The sequence below is a fragment of the Streptomyces sp. NPDC021100 genome (assembly GCF_044333095.1).
Lineage (GTDB): Bacteria > Actinomycetota > Actinomycetes > Streptomycetales > Streptomycetaceae > Streptomyces.
Genome location: NZ_JBIRQH010000017.1, coordinates 75,874 through 90,621, shown reverse-complemented (window position 1 = coordinate 90,621; position 14,748 = coordinate 75,874). Strand labels below are relative to the sequence as shown.

14 protein-coding genes and 1 tRNA gene are annotated in these 14,748 nt (G+C 73.8%); 5 read left to right on the top strand and 10 right to left on the bottom strand.

Annotated elements, in window-relative coordinates; all coding sequences use genetic code 11:
* Window positions 1–108: 108 nt before the first annotated feature.
* From ACH4PU_RS26615 to ACH4PU_RS26590, 6 genes are all read right to left on the bottom strand, one after another.
* Window positions 109–504 (bottom strand): type II toxin-antitoxin system death-on-curing family toxin, encoded by a 396-nt coding sequence (locus ACH4PU_RS26615; RefSeq protein ID WP_398276988.1) that lies wholly within the window; start codon window positions 502–504, stop codon window positions 109–111.
* Window positions 501–701, bottom strand: a complete 201-nt coding sequence (locus tag ACH4PU_RS26610; protein WP_398276985.1) for a CopG family transcriptional regulator — start codon at window positions 699–701, stop codon at window positions 501–503. Before ACH4PU_RS26610 ends, ACH4PU_RS26615 begins: the two co-directional genes overlap by 4 nt.
* 17 nt (window positions 702–718) lie before the next feature.
* Window positions 719–2,263: an MFS transporter gene (locus ACH4PU_RS26605; RefSeq protein WP_398276982.1), complete on the bottom strand. Its 1,545-nt coding sequence runs from the start codon at window positions 2,261–2,263 to the stop codon at window positions 719–721.
* Window positions 2,264–2,397: 134 nt separating this feature from the next.
* Window positions 2,398–3,468: a YeiH family protein gene (locus ACH4PU_RS26600; RefSeq protein ID WP_398276979.1), complete on the bottom strand. Its 1,071-nt coding sequence runs from the start codon at window positions 3,466–3,468 to the stop codon at window positions 2,398–2,400.
* Window positions 3,469–3,571: 103 nt separating this feature from the next.
* Complete coding sequence (locus ACH4PU_RS26595; protein WP_185944205.1) at window positions 3,572–4,126, bottom strand: cysteine dioxygenase family protein; 555 nt, start codon at window positions 4,124–4,126, stop codon at window positions 3,572–3,574.
* 306 nt (window positions 4,127–4,432) lie between these two features.
* Window positions 4,433–5,338 (bottom strand): LysR family transcriptional regulator, encoded by a 906-nt coding sequence (locus ACH4PU_RS26590; protein ID WP_004950592.1) that lies wholly within the window; start codon window positions 5,336–5,338, stop codon window positions 4,433–4,435.
* Window positions 5,339–5,426: 88 nt separating this feature from the next.
* On the opposite strand from ACH4PU_RS26590, the gene ACH4PU_RS26585 reads away from it, so the two are divergent.
* The 4 genes from ACH4PU_RS26585 to ACH4PU_RS26570 all read left to right on the top strand — a co-directional run bounded on the left by ACH4PU_RS26585 (window position 5,427) and on the right by ACH4PU_RS26570 (window position 9,210).
* A complete protein-coding gene (locus ACH4PU_RS26585) occupies window positions 5,427–6,323 on the top strand; it encodes an alpha/beta fold hydrolase (RefSeq protein ID WP_398276974.1) in 897 nt (298 codons plus the stop codon).
* A gap of 103 nt (window positions 6,324–6,426) precedes the next feature.
* A tRNA-Cys gene (locus ACH4PU_RS26580) sits at window positions 6,427–6,498 on the top strand.
* A gap of 103 nt (window positions 6,499–6,601) precedes the next feature.
* The gene (locus ACH4PU_RS26575; protein WP_398276971.1) at window positions 6,602–6,952 is read left to right on the top strand and encodes a hypothetical protein; all 351 of its coding nucleotides are present in this window, start codon (window positions 6,602–6,604) and stop codon (window positions 6,950–6,952) included.
* A 125-nt stretch (window positions 6,953–7,077) separates the two neighbouring features.
* Window positions 7,078–9,210 (top strand): PQQ-binding-like beta-propeller repeat protein, encoded by a 2,133-nt coding sequence (locus tag ACH4PU_RS26570; protein WP_398276968.1) that lies wholly within the window; start codon window positions 7,078–7,080, stop codon window positions 9,208–9,210.
* A gap of 34 nt (window positions 9,211–9,244) precedes the next feature.
* Here the strand turns inward: ACH4PU_RS26570 and mycP are convergent, their stop codons facing one another.
* From mycP to ACH4PU_RS26555, 3 genes are all read right to left on the bottom strand, one after another.
* Complete coding sequence (gene mycP, locus ACH4PU_RS26565; protein WP_398276965.1) at window positions 9,245–10,363, bottom strand: type VII secretion-associated serine protease mycosin; 1,119 nt, start codon at window positions 10,361–10,363, stop codon at window positions 9,245–9,247.
* Between the two features lie 621 nt (window positions 10,364–10,984).
* Window positions 10,985–11,335 (bottom strand): hypothetical protein, encoded by a 351-nt coding sequence (locus ACH4PU_RS26560; protein ID WP_398276962.1) that lies wholly within the window; start codon window positions 11,333–11,335, stop codon window positions 10,985–10,987.
* 1 nt (window position 11,336) lies between these two features.
* A complete protein-coding gene (locus ACH4PU_RS26555; RefSeq protein ID WP_398276959.1) occupies window positions 11,337–11,573 on the bottom strand; it encodes a hypothetical protein in 237 nt (78 codons plus the stop codon).
* A 480-nt stretch (window positions 11,574–12,053) separates the two neighbouring features.
* Between ACH4PU_RS26555 and ACH4PU_RS26550 the strand changes: the two genes are divergently transcribed.
* Window positions 12,054–12,344: a hypothetical protein gene (locus ACH4PU_RS26550; protein WP_398276956.1), complete on the top strand. Its 291-nt coding sequence runs from the start codon at window positions 12,054–12,056 to the stop codon at window positions 12,342–12,344.
* A 45-nt stretch (window positions 12,345–12,389) separates the two neighbouring features.
* Here the strand turns inward: ACH4PU_RS26550 and ACH4PU_RS26545 are convergent, their stop codons facing one another.
* The gene (locus ACH4PU_RS26545) at window positions 12,390–14,744 is read right to left on the bottom strand and encodes a xanthine dehydrogenase family protein molybdopterin-binding subunit (protein WP_398277246.1); all 2,355 of its coding nucleotides are present in this window, start codon (window positions 14,742–14,744) and stop codon (window positions 12,390–12,392) included.
* Between the last annotated feature and the right edge of the window lie 4 nt (window positions 14,745–14,748).

Here is a 14,748-nt window from a genome sequence, read left to right as displayed (position 1 = left end):
CCGGGGACCGTCCGCCCGCGCGAGCACTCAGACGGTCCCGACCGGTTCCGGCCGGTTCCGGATCATTTCGGACAGGCCCTGGCGGGCACGGCCGACGGCCACCTCCCGTCAGCCCGCGAGCAGCTCCCCGAGCCGCCGTGAGACTTCCGCCACGTCCCGCACCCGGCCCGTCGTGACGTCGAGGACGAGCCGCTCGGCGGCGTCGACGTCCCGCCGGAGCTCCACGCCGTGCAGGGCCAGGAACGTGACGCAGGCCAGCCAGGCGGTGCGCTTGTTCCCGTCGACCAGCGGGTGGTTGATCGCCAGGCCCTGGAGCAGCGCCGCGGCCTTGCCGATCAGCTCCGGGTGCACCTCGTGCCCGTACATCTCCGCCGCCGGGCGGTGCAGGGCGGACGCCAGCCCGCCGGCGTCGCGGACGACGACCTCGGTGTCCCCGGCACAGGCGCAGCCGGCGACGACGAGGGCGTCCTCGGGGGTCAGGCAGTCGGCCCTGGCGGTGGTCATTTGAGCCGGTCCAGGAGCTCGCGCCAGACCTCCGCCTGCCGGCCGGCCGTCCGCCGGACGCGGGCGCGGCGGTCGGTCGCGGACAGGTACTCGTCCACCGCGCGCAGGGCGGCGGCCCGCGGAGTGATGCCTTCCCGGCGGGCGCGCTCGCACAGCGCCGCCGTACGGTCGTCGTCGAGGCGGAGGTTCAGGGACATGTGCGAACGCTAGGGCGTCAACGGGCGGGGGCGGTACCGGTTTTCCGCTCGACGCCGCTCGCCGAACCGCCGTCCTCCCGGACGGCCGTTCCCTCCGCCGCCGGCCGCAGCCGGGTCGTGATCCAGGCGCCGGCCAGGGCCACCGCCGCCAGCGTCACATAGACGGAGACGAAGGCGGCCGGCGGAGCCGCCGCGTCGGCCGCGTCGCCGTCCGTGGCCACGGTCCCGCCGCCGAAGGCGCCGAAGAGGACGCCGCCCGCGCCGACGAGGACGATGTTGCCGAGCGCGTCGGAGAGCTGGAGGGCGGCCGAGTTGACCCCCTCCTCGCCGGGGCGGGACAGGGAGAGGACGAGGATGCCGCTGCTGGAGATCGTCAGTCCGATGCCGTAGCCGCCGATGATCCACGCGACGGCCACCAGCCAGACCGGCACCCCGTCGATCAGCACCAGCGGCACCAGCGCGACGGACACCGCGACGAGCACCATGCCCAGGCCCATCAGCCGGTTCCGGTGCCGCTCCAGGCCGGAGCGGCTCTGGGTGAACGAGCCGAGGGCCCAGGCGAGGCCGCCGCCGGTCAGGGAGAGGCCGGCGGCGGTGGCGGACAGGCCGCGCTCGCTGACCAGCATCAGCGGGATGAAGCTCTCCGCGCCGAGGAAGGCGCCGGCCGCGACGCCGCGCAGCAGCACCACGGACGGCAGCCCGCGCGCGGCCCGGAACGTGCCCTTCGGCACCAGCCTGACGATGGACGGCGCGAGCAGAGCGAGCCCGGCGGCGGCCGGGACCAGGGCGAGCCAGGTACGGTCCTGCCCGGCGTACTGGAGCAGCCCGGCACCGCCGGCGACGGCCAGCGCGAGCAGCACGCGCCGCCGGTCCACGCTGCCGCCGCGGTCGGTGCGCGGCAGCTTCCGCAGGGCCGGCAGCATGATCAGCAGCGGCAGCAGGACGAGGACCGGGATCGCCAGGAAGACCCAGCGCCAGCTCAGCCGTTCGGCGACCGACCCCGCGACCACGGGGCCCACCAGGACCGGGACCACCCAGGCCGCCGAGAACGCGGCGAGGATCTTCGCCCGCAGCCGCTCGGGGTAGGCGCGGCCCACGACCACGTACAGCGAGACGACCACCATGCCGCCGCCCAGCCCCTGGACGAAGCGGGAGCCCACGAACATCCACATGTCCTGCGAGCAGCCCGCCAGGACCAGTCCGGCGCCGAACGCGGCGATGCCGGTGAACAGCGGCCCGAGCGGGCCGGAGCGGTCGCTCCACTCCCCCGAGAGCGCCATGGAGAACAGGCTCGCCGTGAAGTAGGCGGAGAACGCGAAGGCGTAGAGGCCGATGCCGTCGAGCGCGCGGGCGGCGATCGGCATGGCCGTGCTCACCGCGCTGGCCTCGAAGGCGATGAGCGAGATCACGGAGATGATGCCGAAGGTGAGCCCGCGGTAGCGGCGGCCGAGCACACCGCCTTCGTCGTCCGGCGGGGACGCGGTGGCGGACGCGGCCGGAGACGGGGACGGGGTGACGGAGACGGGGTCCGGCGGCGGGGTTATGGAGTCGGCGGTGCTCATGCGATGCAGCGTAGGGAGGGGCCGTGCGGACCGCCTCTGGCTCCGGAACCGTTTCGGCCTCATCCCTTCGCCCTACCTCCGGAGTCACACGAGCCCCGCGATCCGCGCATCGTCACGCCGTCATCCGAGGATGGTCACGTCGTCAGCAGCACGCCCGCGTAGGACACCCCCGCGATGACCACCCACGAGCACAGCCCCAGCGCCGCGACCCGCCCCCCGGTCCGTACCAGCGAGGGCAGGTGGACCGCGCTGCCGAGCCCGAACAGGGCGGCGGCGAGCAGCAGTTCCTGGACGTGCTGGGCGCCGTCGAGCACACCGCCCGGCACGAGTCCGGTGCTGCGCACGGCGACCATGGCGAGGAAGCCGAGGACGAAGAGGGGGACGAGCGGGGGCCGCTTCTGCTGGTCGGCCGGCCCCTCATCGGCGAGTGCCGCCCGGGCGTGGGCCCGCCGCCGGCTCACGGACACGGCGACGGCCGCCACCAGGGGTGCCAGCAGCGCCACGCGCATCAGCTTCACCAGGACGGCCTCGCCGAGCGCCGTCGGCCCGGCCGTCTGCGCGGTCGCCACCACCTGGCCGACGTCGTGCACGCCCGCGCCGACCCAGCGCCCGAACTGCGAGTCGTCGAGCCCGAGCGGGTGGTGCAGCAGCGGCAGCACGGCGATCGCGAGCGTCCCGCACAGCGTGACGAGGGCGACGGACGTGGCGACGTCCTCCTCGTCACTGCCGGAGACCTCGCTGACCGCGCCGATCGCGGAGGCACCGCAGATCGAGTAGCCGGTCGCGATCAGCAGCGGCTGGTCGCCGCGCAGCCCGAGCCGGCGGCCGAGCCAGAGCGTGCCGAAAAAGGTGGCCGTGACGACGACGAGCACCATCGCCACCGTCGCCCAGCCGACCCCGAGCACGTCGCCGATGCTCAGCTTCAGCCCGAGGAGGACGACGCCGACGCGCATCAGCCGCTTTCCGGCGAGCGTCAGCCCCGGCCGTCCGACGCCCCGCACCCGGGCCTTGACGCCCGGCAGGTGGGCGGCGGCGATGCCGAGCACCACGGCCGCGGTGAGCATGGGGACGGCGGGGACGAGCCGGTGGACCGTCCAGGCCAGGGCGACGCCGAGGACGGCCATGGCCAGTCCGGGGAGCTTGCCGGGGGGCGCGGCGGCCGTTCCGGTGCGGGCAGCGCCCGGCCGCGCGTTGATCACCGCCATGACGGCTGTTCCCCCTGGTGTTCCTGTTCCGGCTCGTACGGCCGGTAAACCCTATATGACCGGATGATCTGGTATATCCGGCTCGCTCTCCGCCGCTCCCCCATCACAGCTCGTCGGCGGGCAGGTGGTAGACGCGCCGCACGCTGGAGCCCAGCCGCGCGATGTCCGCGCCGTAGACGTGGATCGAGATCGCGGTGGACGAACAGGCGTTGCGCACCCGGTGGATGTCCCCGGGGGGCGCGAAGCCGCAGACGTCGCCCTGCGCGTTGACGACGTCCTCGGTGGCGACCAGCCGGCAGCTCGTGCCGTCCGGGACGAGCCGGTACCGGCGCTCGCTCTCGGCGCCCTGGTGGACGCCGGTGACGCACCACGAGACGTGGTCGTGGACGGAGGTCTGCTGCCCCGGCAGCCAGACCAGGGCGACGAGCGAGAAGCTGCCGTCCGGTTCCGCGTGCAGGATGTGCTGGCGGTAGCGCTCGGGGTCGCCCTCGCACTGCTCGGGGGTGAGCAGGTCGTCGGAGCCGAGGTGGCCCGCGAGCCGCTCGCCGACGAGGTAGGCCGTCGTGTCCGGCGGCAGGCCGCGGCCCACTGCCTCCCGGACGTCGTCGATGAGCCCGCGGAGGCGGGCGGTCGTCGGGGCTGCGGTAGGAGTGGTCATACGGGCAGGGTCGGGGGCGTGATCCATCACGTCCAACGACAGTTTGTTGGCCGGGACCCAACTCCCGCTTATGGATCGGGCGGAAGCGCCGGCCGGGCGGGGCGTCTCGGGGAGACGGCGGCCGGCGCGGGGACGGCGGCCAGAGGGCGGCGACCCGGGGGCCGGGGGGGCCGGCGCGGGAGACGGCGACCGGCCGGAAGACGGTCACCAGCCCGTGGGACGGCGGCCGGGCGTGGGACGGCGGCCAGGCCGGTGGGACGACAGCCCGGCGAGTGAGACGGCAGCCCGGCCCGTGGGACGAACCGCTCAGCACCCCACCCGCCGCGCCGCCGCGGCCTTGAGCTCGTCGAGGACCAGCGCGGTGGCGGGAACGCGCAGGTGGTCGCGGAGGACGTACGCGGAGACCCGGCGCCGGGAGGCGGGGTCGAGCGCCCGGCCGGTGATCCGGTCGTGGCGGAGGAACGACAGCACGAGCCCCGGCATCATCGCCACCCCCAGCCCCTCGGCGACGAGGGACTGCACCACCAGGTTGTCGTCGGTGGTGAAGGCTATGTCGGGGGCGAAGCCGACCTCGGCGCACTCGTGCAGGAAGTTGGTGCGGCAGCGCAGACAGCCGGCGATCCACCGCTCGTCGGCGAGATCGGCCAGGCCCACGGCGCGGCGGCGGGCCAGCGGGTGCCCGGCGGGGAGCAGCACGGTGAGCTGGTCCTCCAGCAGCGGTATCTCCGCCAGCTCGTCCGGCACCTCGTCGTGCAGCCCGGGGTAGGTGAAGGCGAGGGTGATGTCGCACTCGCCGCGCACCAGCCGGCGGAGCGAGTCGGGCGGCTCGCCCTCCAGCAGCTCGACGCGGACGCCGGGGTGGTCGGCGGCCAGCCGGGCCAGGGCCTCCGGGACGAGGGTGGCGCCGGCACTGGGGAAGGCGCAGACCCGCACCCGCCCGGCCCGCAGCCGGGTCAGCGAACTCATCTGCTGCTGGGCGACGGTGAGGGTGTCCAGGATCGTCTCGGCGTGCCGCGCCAGCGCCTCTCCCGCCTCCGTGAGCCGCATCCGGCGGCCGACGCGGGTGAACAGCGGGGTGCCGACCGACCGCTCCAGGGCCTTCATCTGCTGGGTGATCGCGGGCTGGGTGTAGCCGAGGGCCCGCGCGGCGGCGGAGTACGAACCGGCCGCGACCACCGCGTGGAACGTCTTGATGTGCCGGGAGTCGAACACGCCGGAATCATAAGCGGAATTTGGGGTAGCGGGCAGATCCGGCTTGAATGACTTCTGGATCAACGGACCTTTGAGGCATGGTGGACATATGGCGCCTCACGCAGCTCACACATCACGCTACGTCTCGTACGACGCGGCGGAACTGGCCTACCGAGTGCTGGAAGCGCGCACCGCCGACGACCCCGGCCCGCCGGTCGTCTGCCTCGCCGGCGGCCCCGGCCGGGACGCCGCCTACCTGGGCGACCTCGGCGGTCTCGACGCCCGGCACACCCTCGTCGTCCCCGACAGCCGGGGCACCGGCGACTCCCCGCCCGCCGACGACCCGCGCGGCTACGCCTTCCCGGCCCTCGCCGAGGACGTCGAGGCGCTCCGCGGCCACCTCGGCCTCGACCGCTTCGCCCTCCTCGCCCACGACGCCGGCTGCGCCACCGCCCAGGCGTACGCCGCCCTCTACCCGCACCGGGTCAGCCACCTCGTCCTCGTCGCGCCCGGCTCCCGCCTCCAGGGCGAACTGCCCACGGACGCCGAGGAGATCTTCGAGTCGCGCGCCACCGAGGACTGGTGGGTGGACGCCTACGTCGCCGTCCACTCCCTCGCCGACACCCACGACTTCACCGAGGCCCGCGCCCTCCTCCGGCGCGCCGCCCCCATGGGCTACGGCCGCTGGGACGCTCCGCAGCAGGCGCACGCGGCCACGGAGGACGGCCAGCTCCACCCCGTCCCCCGCATCGCCTTCTGGCAGGGCGTGGACGAACCCGCCCGCCGCGCCCTCCTCGACCACCTCCGCTCGGCCCCCTTCCCCCTCCTCGTCGTCACCGGCGACCGCGACGCCATCACGGGCGTCCGCGCCGGAGAAGTGGTCGCGGCGTCCTTCCCCGCCGCGGCCCGCACGGAGGTGCGGACGCTGTACGGGGTGGGGCACTACCCGTGGGTCGACGAACCGGAGATGTTCCGCCCCCTGGTCGAGGACTTCCTGAGCCACTGAGGACCGCGGCCGTGAACGCGGTGTGACACTCATGTGGCAGCCGCCGCCCGCCTGTTGTGGCCCGCCGGGCGCCCTCCCTATCGTCGGGGACAGAGCACGACACGGCCGTGTGCCCGAGTGGTTCAGGGGCTCGCCTGCAAAGCGAGTTACACGGGTTCGAATCCCGTCACGGCCTCTCCTGCCAGGGCATCTGAGTACCCGTACTCACGCCCGGCTCCTCGCCGTCAGGGCGGTCGTACGGATGCCCGGGCCGGCCCCCCGCTCGTAGCGTGACGGGCATGACATCGGCCGACACCCACCAGGCGCCGGAAGGCGCGTCCAGCGCCGGCACGGCTTTCCTGAAGCTCCTCGGCGGCGTGGCCCTGTGGCTCTTCGCCGCGTTCACCTTCACGACCCTGCCCATCTCCGTGATGGCAAGCGACGGTTGCACCACCGGTGACACCGGGATGATCTGCACGGTCGCGGGACAGAACGCCGTGTTCTGGACGCCGGGCCTCGCCTCTCCCGCCGCCGCTCTCCTCGGTACCTGGGGCCTGGCCTCCCGCCGCGAGAACGGCCCAATGGCCTGGATGACCGCCCTCATGATGCTGATGGCGACGTGGTTCGTCGTCCTCTCGATCGCGCGGTGACGGCGGGGAGACGGGCGGGGAGACGCCCCCGCCTGCCCGTCCCCGGACGGCCACCGGGAGAATCGGCCGCGTAAGAGGCGACCTCGTGTGCGCAGCTCCCCCCGTCCGGACAGGCCCGTCATTCCATGGAACCCCTCACCACCGGTGACCCCCTCCGCCTCGGTCCCTACCGTCTCGTCGGCGTGCTCGGCGCGGGCGGCATGGGCAAGGTCTACCTCGGCCGGGACGCCGCCGGGGCCGCGGCCGCCGTCAAGGTGCTGCACCCGGAGATGGCCCACGACCCGCACATGGCGCAGCGCTTCGTCCGCGAGGCGCAGGCCGCGCGGGCGGTGACGAGCCCGGGCGTCGCGCGGGTGCTCGGGGCGTGGACGGAGGGCGGACGGCCGTGGATCGCCACCGAGTTCCTGGCCGGGCCGACGCTGACCGAGGCGGTCGAGGAGCACGGGCCGTTCGACGAGGCAGGGGTCAGGGCCCTGGGCGCCGCGCTGGCGCGGACCCTCGGGGACGTCCACGCCGCCGGCCTGGTGCACCGCGACATCAAGCCGTCCAACATCGTCCTGACCTCCTCGGGCCCGCGCGTCATCGACTTCGGCATCGCCCGCCCCGAGCACGGCCTCACCCTCACCACCACCGGCACCAACCCCGTCACCCCCGGCTACGGCGCCCCCGAGCAGGTGCTCGGCCGGCGCGTCGGCCCGCCCGGCGACGTGTTCTCGCTCGGCGCCGTACTCGCCTTCGCGGCCACCGGCCGCCGCGCCTACGACGGTACGGACGTGGCGTCCGTCCAGTACAAGGTCGTCCACGAGGAACCGGATCTGGCGGGCCTCCCCGCCCCGCTGCACGCCCTCATCGCGCCCTGCCTGGCCCGCGAACCCGAACACCGCCCGCGGCCCGCGCTGATCGCCACCGCGATGGCCCCGCCCAAGGGCGCCGACCGCGTCTGGCGCCGCGGCCCCCTCGCCGCCGGCATCACCCGCCGCGAGACCGCCGCCCGCGAACTGGCCACCCTGACCGCCGCTCCCGCCACCGCGTCCGGCCCCTCCCGCCGCCGCCTCGTCACCGCCCTCGTGGCGGGCGGCGCCACGGTGGCCGCGGCGGGCGGCGCGGGGGCGTGGTGGTTCCTCCGCGGCGAACACCCGGCTGCCGAGTCCCTGAAGTTCGACCCGCCACCTTCGTCCCACCCCTGGGACGCCAAACCCCTGACGACCGGCCAGTACGAGGAAGGGCGCCCGCCCGCCGAACTCTGGGGGCCCGTCACCACCTTCCCCTTCGCCCCCGCCCCGCTGCCCGTGCGCGACCTGGTCCTCGCCGTGACGAGCGACGGCCTGGCGGCCTTCTCCGTACGCGACGGCAAACCGAAGTGGCGGGTGAAGAGCGAGCACTACGGCCGTTTCGCGGGCCGCTCCGGCATCGTGGCGACCCCGTTCGACCACGGCCGGCTCGTCGGACTGGACGCCGCCACGGGCGACGAACGCTGGAGCGCGTCGGTCGACGCGGACCACGTCCTCGCGATGGACGACGAGACGGTGTACTTCGTGGACGGCGCCGAGGCCATGCGCCCCACCCGGATCAGCGCCCTCGACATCCGTTCCCGTACGGTCCGCTGGGCCGTCCCCCACCCGGACCGCGAACCGGACCACTCCGAGGCCGCCTTGGCGGTCCCCGCCCGGAACCGCCTCGTCGTCTACGGCAAGAACGGCGACGTCCACGCCCTCGACACCGCCACCGGCCGCACCGCGTGGAAACTCACCCAACGACCCGACGCCCAGGACGCGGTGATGCCGGCGGTCCGCGACGGCATCGTGTACCTCGGCGGCAAGACCCTGGCCGCGCACCGCCTGGACGACGGCGGGAAGCTCTGGTCCCTGCCCTCCGCCTCCTTCCGGACCAGCCCCACGGTGAGCGGCGGCACCTGCTCGTACCAGGGCTGGTCGGGCCCGGCCGTCGACGGCTCCTTCCTCTACGCCGTGGACACCCCGACCGTCCACTGCCTCGACCGCCGCACCGGCAGGACCATCTGGACCCACCGCCTGGACGACCGCGCCTACCCGCCCCTCACACCCCCCGCCGTCCAGGCCCGAACCCTCTGGACCGCCACCGGCGGCAGCGCCTCCGCCGCCCTGGCCCTCGACAAACAGACGGGCAAACCCCTCTGGTCCTACCCCTGGCGCGGCAGCGTCTCCCCCTGGCTCGTCGGCTCGGGCAACCGCGTGTTCCTGTCCTCGGACGGGAGCCTGACGGCGATGCCGGTGGTGTGAGAACGTGTCCGGGAGCGCCCGGCTACCGGCCCCCTCAGCGCTCACCCATGGGAAGGCGGCCGAAACCGGGCTTCGCCCGACGCCGCCTCGCGACCACCAGAGTCCCCACGCCCCCGGCCCCGACGGCCAACGCGCCCCCCGCCCCCAGCAGCACCCAGGTCGTGGTACTCGTCCCCCCGCCGCCCCCCACCTCACGGGCGGCTCCCACCGAGGAGGCGTCACCGGCCCGGGCGTCCGACCGGTCCGGTACCGATTTGACGGCCATGCCCGAACCACCGGCTCCGGTAAGCGGGTTGACGTCCGCAGGCCCGGGATCACCCGGATCCTTCAGGGCGACCCGCGGCCGGACCACGCCGTAACCGAGCGTGTCGCTCCGCCTCTCGCCGCTCTTCGGGCCGCCGGCGGTGTTGATCAGGACACGGAGGACCTGGTTGGCCGTCCAGTCCGGGTGGGCGGACCAGAGGAGGGCGGCGGAGGCGGAGGCGGAGGCCAGGGCGCTGGCGGCGCTGGTGCCGTGGCTGCGACAGATGCCGGTGCTTCCGGGGCAACTGTGGAACATGTCATCCCCCGGGGCCGCCAAGGAGACTTGCGGCCCTCGCACCGATTCCGCCGTCACACGCGCGTCCTTGTCGATCGCGCTGACGGCCACCACACCCGGGAAGGCCGCTGGATACTCGACCGGGTTCCCCTCGCGCCCTTCGTTTCCCGACGAGGCGAACAGCAACTTGCCCCGGGACAGGGCGTACCGCACTGCCTCTTCCATCGGTCGGCCCTGGCCCGGGTTACCGAACGACATGTTGATGACCTTCGCCGGAGAGTCGGCCGCGTAGCGGATGGCGCGGACGACGGCCTCGTTCTGAGCCGCCCACCCGTCGACGTGACTCAGCACGCGTAAGGGAAGGATCTTCGCCCCGGGCGCCAGGCCCTTGGTCGCCGAATTCTCCGGCCCTTCGCCGGTCCCTGCGATGAGTACCGCCATCGAGGTGCCGTGCCCCACGGCGTCCTTGTGGGCACCAGTCCCGGAAGGCAGGAAGTCCTTGCCGGGCAGTACCTGTCCGCGCAGGTCCGGAAGGCCGTCGTCGACGCCGCTGTCGATCACGGCTACCGTCACTCCGGATCCCGTGCTGGTCCGCCACATTTCCTCGGCGTGCATGCCGTCGAGGTACCACTGGTGGTCCCTTACCGTGTCCGCCCAAGCTGATCCACCGGGGACCGGCAGGAGGAAAAGTGCGGTGGCGAGACCGCGTATAACCGTCCTGAGAGTGGGGTTCCTGTACCCGGTCATCTGCGGAAACGCCCTCTTCCTCAGGTGAGTTCAGTCGACGACGGGGGATGGGTGCCGTGTCCCCCGTGAGACGGGTTCTCCTCCTCGACGAGGTACTCGGCCCGACCGCTGCCGATACCGCCTTTCCGCCCGGACTTCGCCCCGGCGGAACCATGGACCAGGCCGGACCCGCCCTGGGTGAAGGGGCGGTCTCCGGAAAAGGCGTCGCGTGGAGCCTGACCTCCTACTACGCCGCCGCCCTCGGACGACAGCCGGCGGCTGCCCGCCCGGCCGGCTCGGTTCCCCACTCCGCCCCCGGCGCCACCCGGTGAGCCCGCGAAACCGGGACCGTAGCCCATGCCAGGGCGTCCCTGCCCCGCCGGGACTCCGGGCTCGGCACCGACGACGGCGCCCCTGGCCGTCGTGGGGATGCCCTGACCAGGAGCCTTGGGGGCAGGGCGCCCGCCCACCACGCCGTCGGCGGGCCCCCGAGAACCGGCCGGTGGCACGTCAGCGACTCCGGGCAGGCCCGGTGCGACGGGCGTCCGTGACATCGGCACGCCTCCAGGCCCGATGCAGGGTGGCGTTGGACATGTCGGCACCCCAGGCTTGGAAGGCCCGTGCGCCCTCGCCGTCCCACTCCAGACGGACCATGTGCTCCTTGAGCCCCTGCCCCACCTCACCGATCGTCTGAGCCGCCTCCTGGAGCCTGAGCCCGATGGCCCCGATCTTGTGCTCGTCGGCGTGCTCGACCATGGCGAGCAGCTGCTCGTGGGAGTACGTGCCGAAGTCGGGAACCACGGCCGGCGTGAACGTGGGCCTGGCCGGGCCGGGGTACGCTCCGTTCTCCTGGCCTTTCACGTCACATGCCCCCCTTGTCATGGTCCCCACCCGTGTGGTCCGGATCGCCGCCCTTGGGCGCGTGCGGATCCAGCTTCGGGTCGTAGTGCTTCGTGACTTCCTGCTGGACCGCCCATATGCGGCGCTGGTGCTCCCGGTCCGTCTCCTGGTAGCCGTTGTGCGCCCCTTGCACGGCCAGGCTCAGGGCCTCGATCTGGTCGGCGAGCAGCTTCGACAGAGCGGCCAGGTCCTGATGCACGGCCCGGTAGGTAGGCGCCGTACAGCACCCCTACCGCGTCGAAGCCCTTGCCCAAACGCCCCTGATCGAACGTCGCTTGCTCCACGCGCGACGGGTCCGCTTCCGAACCGCCCAGTTTGCCCAGCGCTTCGTCGACGCGCCTCTTGAAGGTCTTGAGCGTGCCGAGTTCCACCTTCAGCCGGTCGCTCGCGGACTGTGCCCCCACTTCCGCCCCCCTCGTCCACCCACTACTCCATGGGCCCTACATCAAGCCATGCGAGACTACTGACAGGTAAGCACGCATGCACCATAGGTATAACTCGACGTCCGTACGCAGCACGGCAAATAGCTGCAAAGTGGATGTTTTCTCGTCGACGTCCGAAGGGCACTCATGTCGCAGCACCCGACGGTCTCATCCCGCCGAAGCCGGAAGCCGTCGCTCACTACGAACGGATCGCGGGCAAGGGTGAGTGGTACGACGAGGGAGGGTGCCTGCTTGCCGTGGCCGCCGCCCTGGGAGCGCTGTACGCGTCCACCGAAGGGGTGCCCGCCGCCTGCGCGGCGCTGCTGCTCGTGCCCCTCGTGATCTGGTTGCGGGTGCTCGCTGGCCGGCGGTGGAATCGCCTAGGGCCGCTGGAGGAGCAGGCGCGCGCGTACGTCCGGGGGCTGCTGGTCGCCCAGGAGCGGGGCGCCGTGCTGCCCGAGTTGTCGCCACGGCTGAAGGAGCCGCTCGACAGCGAGAAGAAGGAACGCCGGTACCGCCGGTGGAAGGCAGCCCGGAAGCGGCGGTGAACAGCCCTTCCGGGGCCCCCTCCACTGGTCCCGCCCCGACCCGTACTACGTCGCCACCGCCGCCTGCGGTCGGATCGGCAACCGGTTGACCGGGCGGCCGGTGGCGGCGCGGACGGCCGAGGCGATGGCGGCCGGGGAGGTGACGACCGGGGCGGCGCTGATGGCCTTGGCGCCGAAGGGGGCGACCACGTCGCGTTCCTCGACGAGCTTGACGATCCGGATGTCCGGGGCGTCCAGGGATGTCGGCAGGGCGTAGCCGCTGAAGTCGGGGCGGCGGACCTGGCCGGCCGAGGTGCGGAGGTTCTCGGTGAGGGCCGCGCCGAGGCCCTGGGTGACGCCGGCCTCGATGCGGGCGTGCGCCTGGGCGGGGTTGAGGACGCGGCCGACGTCCTGGGCGACGGCCATCTCGACGACGCGGACGGAGCCGAGTTCGACGTCGACGTCCACCACGGCCCGTACCGCGCAGAAGGCGATGCCGACGAAGGCGTCGCCCTGGCCGGTCTCGTCCAGGGGCTCGGTGGGGTGGGGGCGGCACTGGGCGGTGGCCCAGAGCTCCTTGCCGTCCAGGGCCTCGGCGACGGTGGTGCTGAGCACGCCGTCGTACGAGGTGATCTTGCCGTCGGCGATCGTCAGCAGCTCGGTGGACATGCCGAACTGGGCGGCCAGGGGCTGCAGCAACTGCGTGCGGACCATGCGGGCGGCCCGTTCCACCGCGCCGCCCGAGACCCAGGTGTGGCGGCCGTGGGCAGCCGGGCCGCAGGGGGGCTGGTCGGTGTCGACCGGCGCCACGTACACGTCCGTGATGCCCAGGACCTCCTGGACGATCTGCCGGGCGAGGGTGGAGAAGCCCTGGCCGGTCTCGACGGCGGCGCAGATGACGGTCGCGACGGAACCGCTGACCTTCACCGTCGCCGTGGACACCTCGTCCGCGCCCTCCGCGCCGAGCATGTGGACCATGCCGACGCCGTAGCCGACGCCGCGCCGGACGGCGCCCGGTTCGCCGGCGCCCTCCAGGCCGCCGGGGAGCAGCCACTCCTCCTCGGGGTCGTCCTTGGGGAGCGCGGGGAGGGGGAAGTCCCGGACGGCGGCGAGGAGTTCGGCGACGGGGGCCGGGCAGGTGACCGTCTGGCCGGTGGGCAGGATGTCGCCCGTCGCCATGATGTTGCGCATCCGCAGTTCGGCGGGGTCGATGCCGAGCCGCGCGGCCAGCTTGTCCATCTGGCCCTCGTAGGCGGCGCACACCTGCATGGCCCCCTCGCCCCGGACGTGGCCGGAGGGCGGGTTGTTGGTGCGGACGGCCCAGCCCTCGACGAAGGCGTGCGGGACGACGTACGGGCCGCAGGCGAAGGCGACGGCGGCGGCCAGCGCGTCCGACGAGGAGTCGGCGTAGGCGCCGGCGTCCATGAGGATCTGCGCCTCGACCTTGACCAGCTTGCCCTCCGCGTCCGCGTGGTGGCGGTAGCGCAGCAGCGTCGGGTGGCGGTGGGCGTGGCTGAGGAACGACTCCTCGCGGGTGGCCGCGAGCTTCACCGGGTGGCCGGTGCGCAGCGCGAGCAGGCCGAGCGGCAGCTGGACGCCGGAGTCCTCGCGGTCGCCCATCGCGCCGGGCACACCGGTGACGACGATCTTGACGCGTTCCGGTTCGAGCGCGAAGCAGGCGGCGGCCAGGTCGCGGTCGGCGTGCGGGTCGGTGGAGGCGCAGTAGATCTCGACGCCGCCGTCGGGCCGCGGCACGGCGAGGCCGGCCTCCGCGCCGATGGGCGCCGGGTCCTGCCGGCCGATGCGGTACAGCCCCTCGACCACCACCTCGCCGGTGATCTCGGGGTCGCCGAAGCGCAGCGGGATGTGGCGGATGAGGTTGCCGTCGGGGTGCAGCGGCTCGGCGGAGAAGGCCAGTTCGGGGTCGGTGACCGGCTCCAGCACCTCGTACTCGACGGCGATGGCGGCGGCGGCGAGCCGGGCGGTGTCCGGGTGGTCGGCGGCGACGGCGGCGATCGGCTCGCCGTGGTGGCGCACCACGTCGGACGCGAACACCGGGCGGTCCGCGACCCGCCGCCCGTGGGCGGCGTCGCCCGGCACGTCGGCGTGGGTGACGACGGCGTGCACGCCCGGCATGGCGGCGGCCGTGGCGGTGTCGATGGAGACGATCCGGGCGTGCGGGTGCGGGGACCGCAGCACCGCCGCCCACAGCAGGCCCTCCGCCCACAGGTCGGCGGCGTACGGGAAGGTGCCCTGCGTCTTGGCCGCGGCGTCGGTGGCCGGGACGGACACGCCGATGCCCTGCGGAGGCCCGTCGGGGACCGGCGCGGGCGCGGTGACCGAGGAGGTGACCAGAGCGCCGAGCACACCCGTCACGTCGTCCGGCCCTCCCGAGCCGCCCGCTCCGGCGCTGCCGCCCATCCCC

Coding starts and splice junctions, on each gene's coding strand:
- ACH4PU_RS26615 (WP_398276988.1), bottom strand. CDS start 504: ATGACCACCGCCAGGGCCGACTGCCTGACCCCCGAGGACGCCCTCGTC.
- ACH4PU_RS26610 (WP_398276985.1), bottom strand. CDS start 701: ATGTCCCTGAACCTCCGCCTCGACGACGACCGTACGGCGGCGCTGTGC.
- ACH4PU_RS26605 (WP_398276982.1), bottom strand. CDS start 2,263: ATGAGCACCGCCGACTCCATAACCCCGCCGCCGGACCCCGTCTCCGTC.
- ACH4PU_RS26600 (WP_398276979.1), bottom strand. CDS start 3,468: ATGGCGGTGATCAACGCGCGGCCGGGCGCTGCCCGCACCGGAACGGCC.
- ACH4PU_RS26595 (WP_185944205.1), bottom strand. CDS start 4,126: ATGACCACTCCTACCGCAGCCCCGACGACCGCCCGCCTCCGCGGGCTC.
- ACH4PU_RS26585 (WP_398276974.1), top strand. CDS start 5,427: ATGGCGCCTCACGCAGCTCACACATCACGCTACGTCTCGTACGACGCG.
- ACH4PU_RS26575 (WP_398276971.1), top strand. CDS start 6,602: ATGACATCGGCCGACACCCACCAGGCGCCGGAAGGCGCGTCCAGCGCC.
- ACH4PU_RS26570 (WP_398276968.1), top strand. CDS start 7,078: ATGGAACCCCTCACCACCGGTGACCCCCTCCGCCTCGGTCCCTACCGT.
- mycP (WP_398276965.1), bottom strand. CDS start 10,363: ATGCACGCCGAGGAAATGTGGCGGACCAGCACGGGATCCGGAGTGACG.
- ACH4PU_RS26545 (WP_398277246.1), bottom strand. CDS start 14,744: ATGGGCGGCAGCGCCGGAGCGGGCGGCTCGGGAGGGCCGGACGACGTG.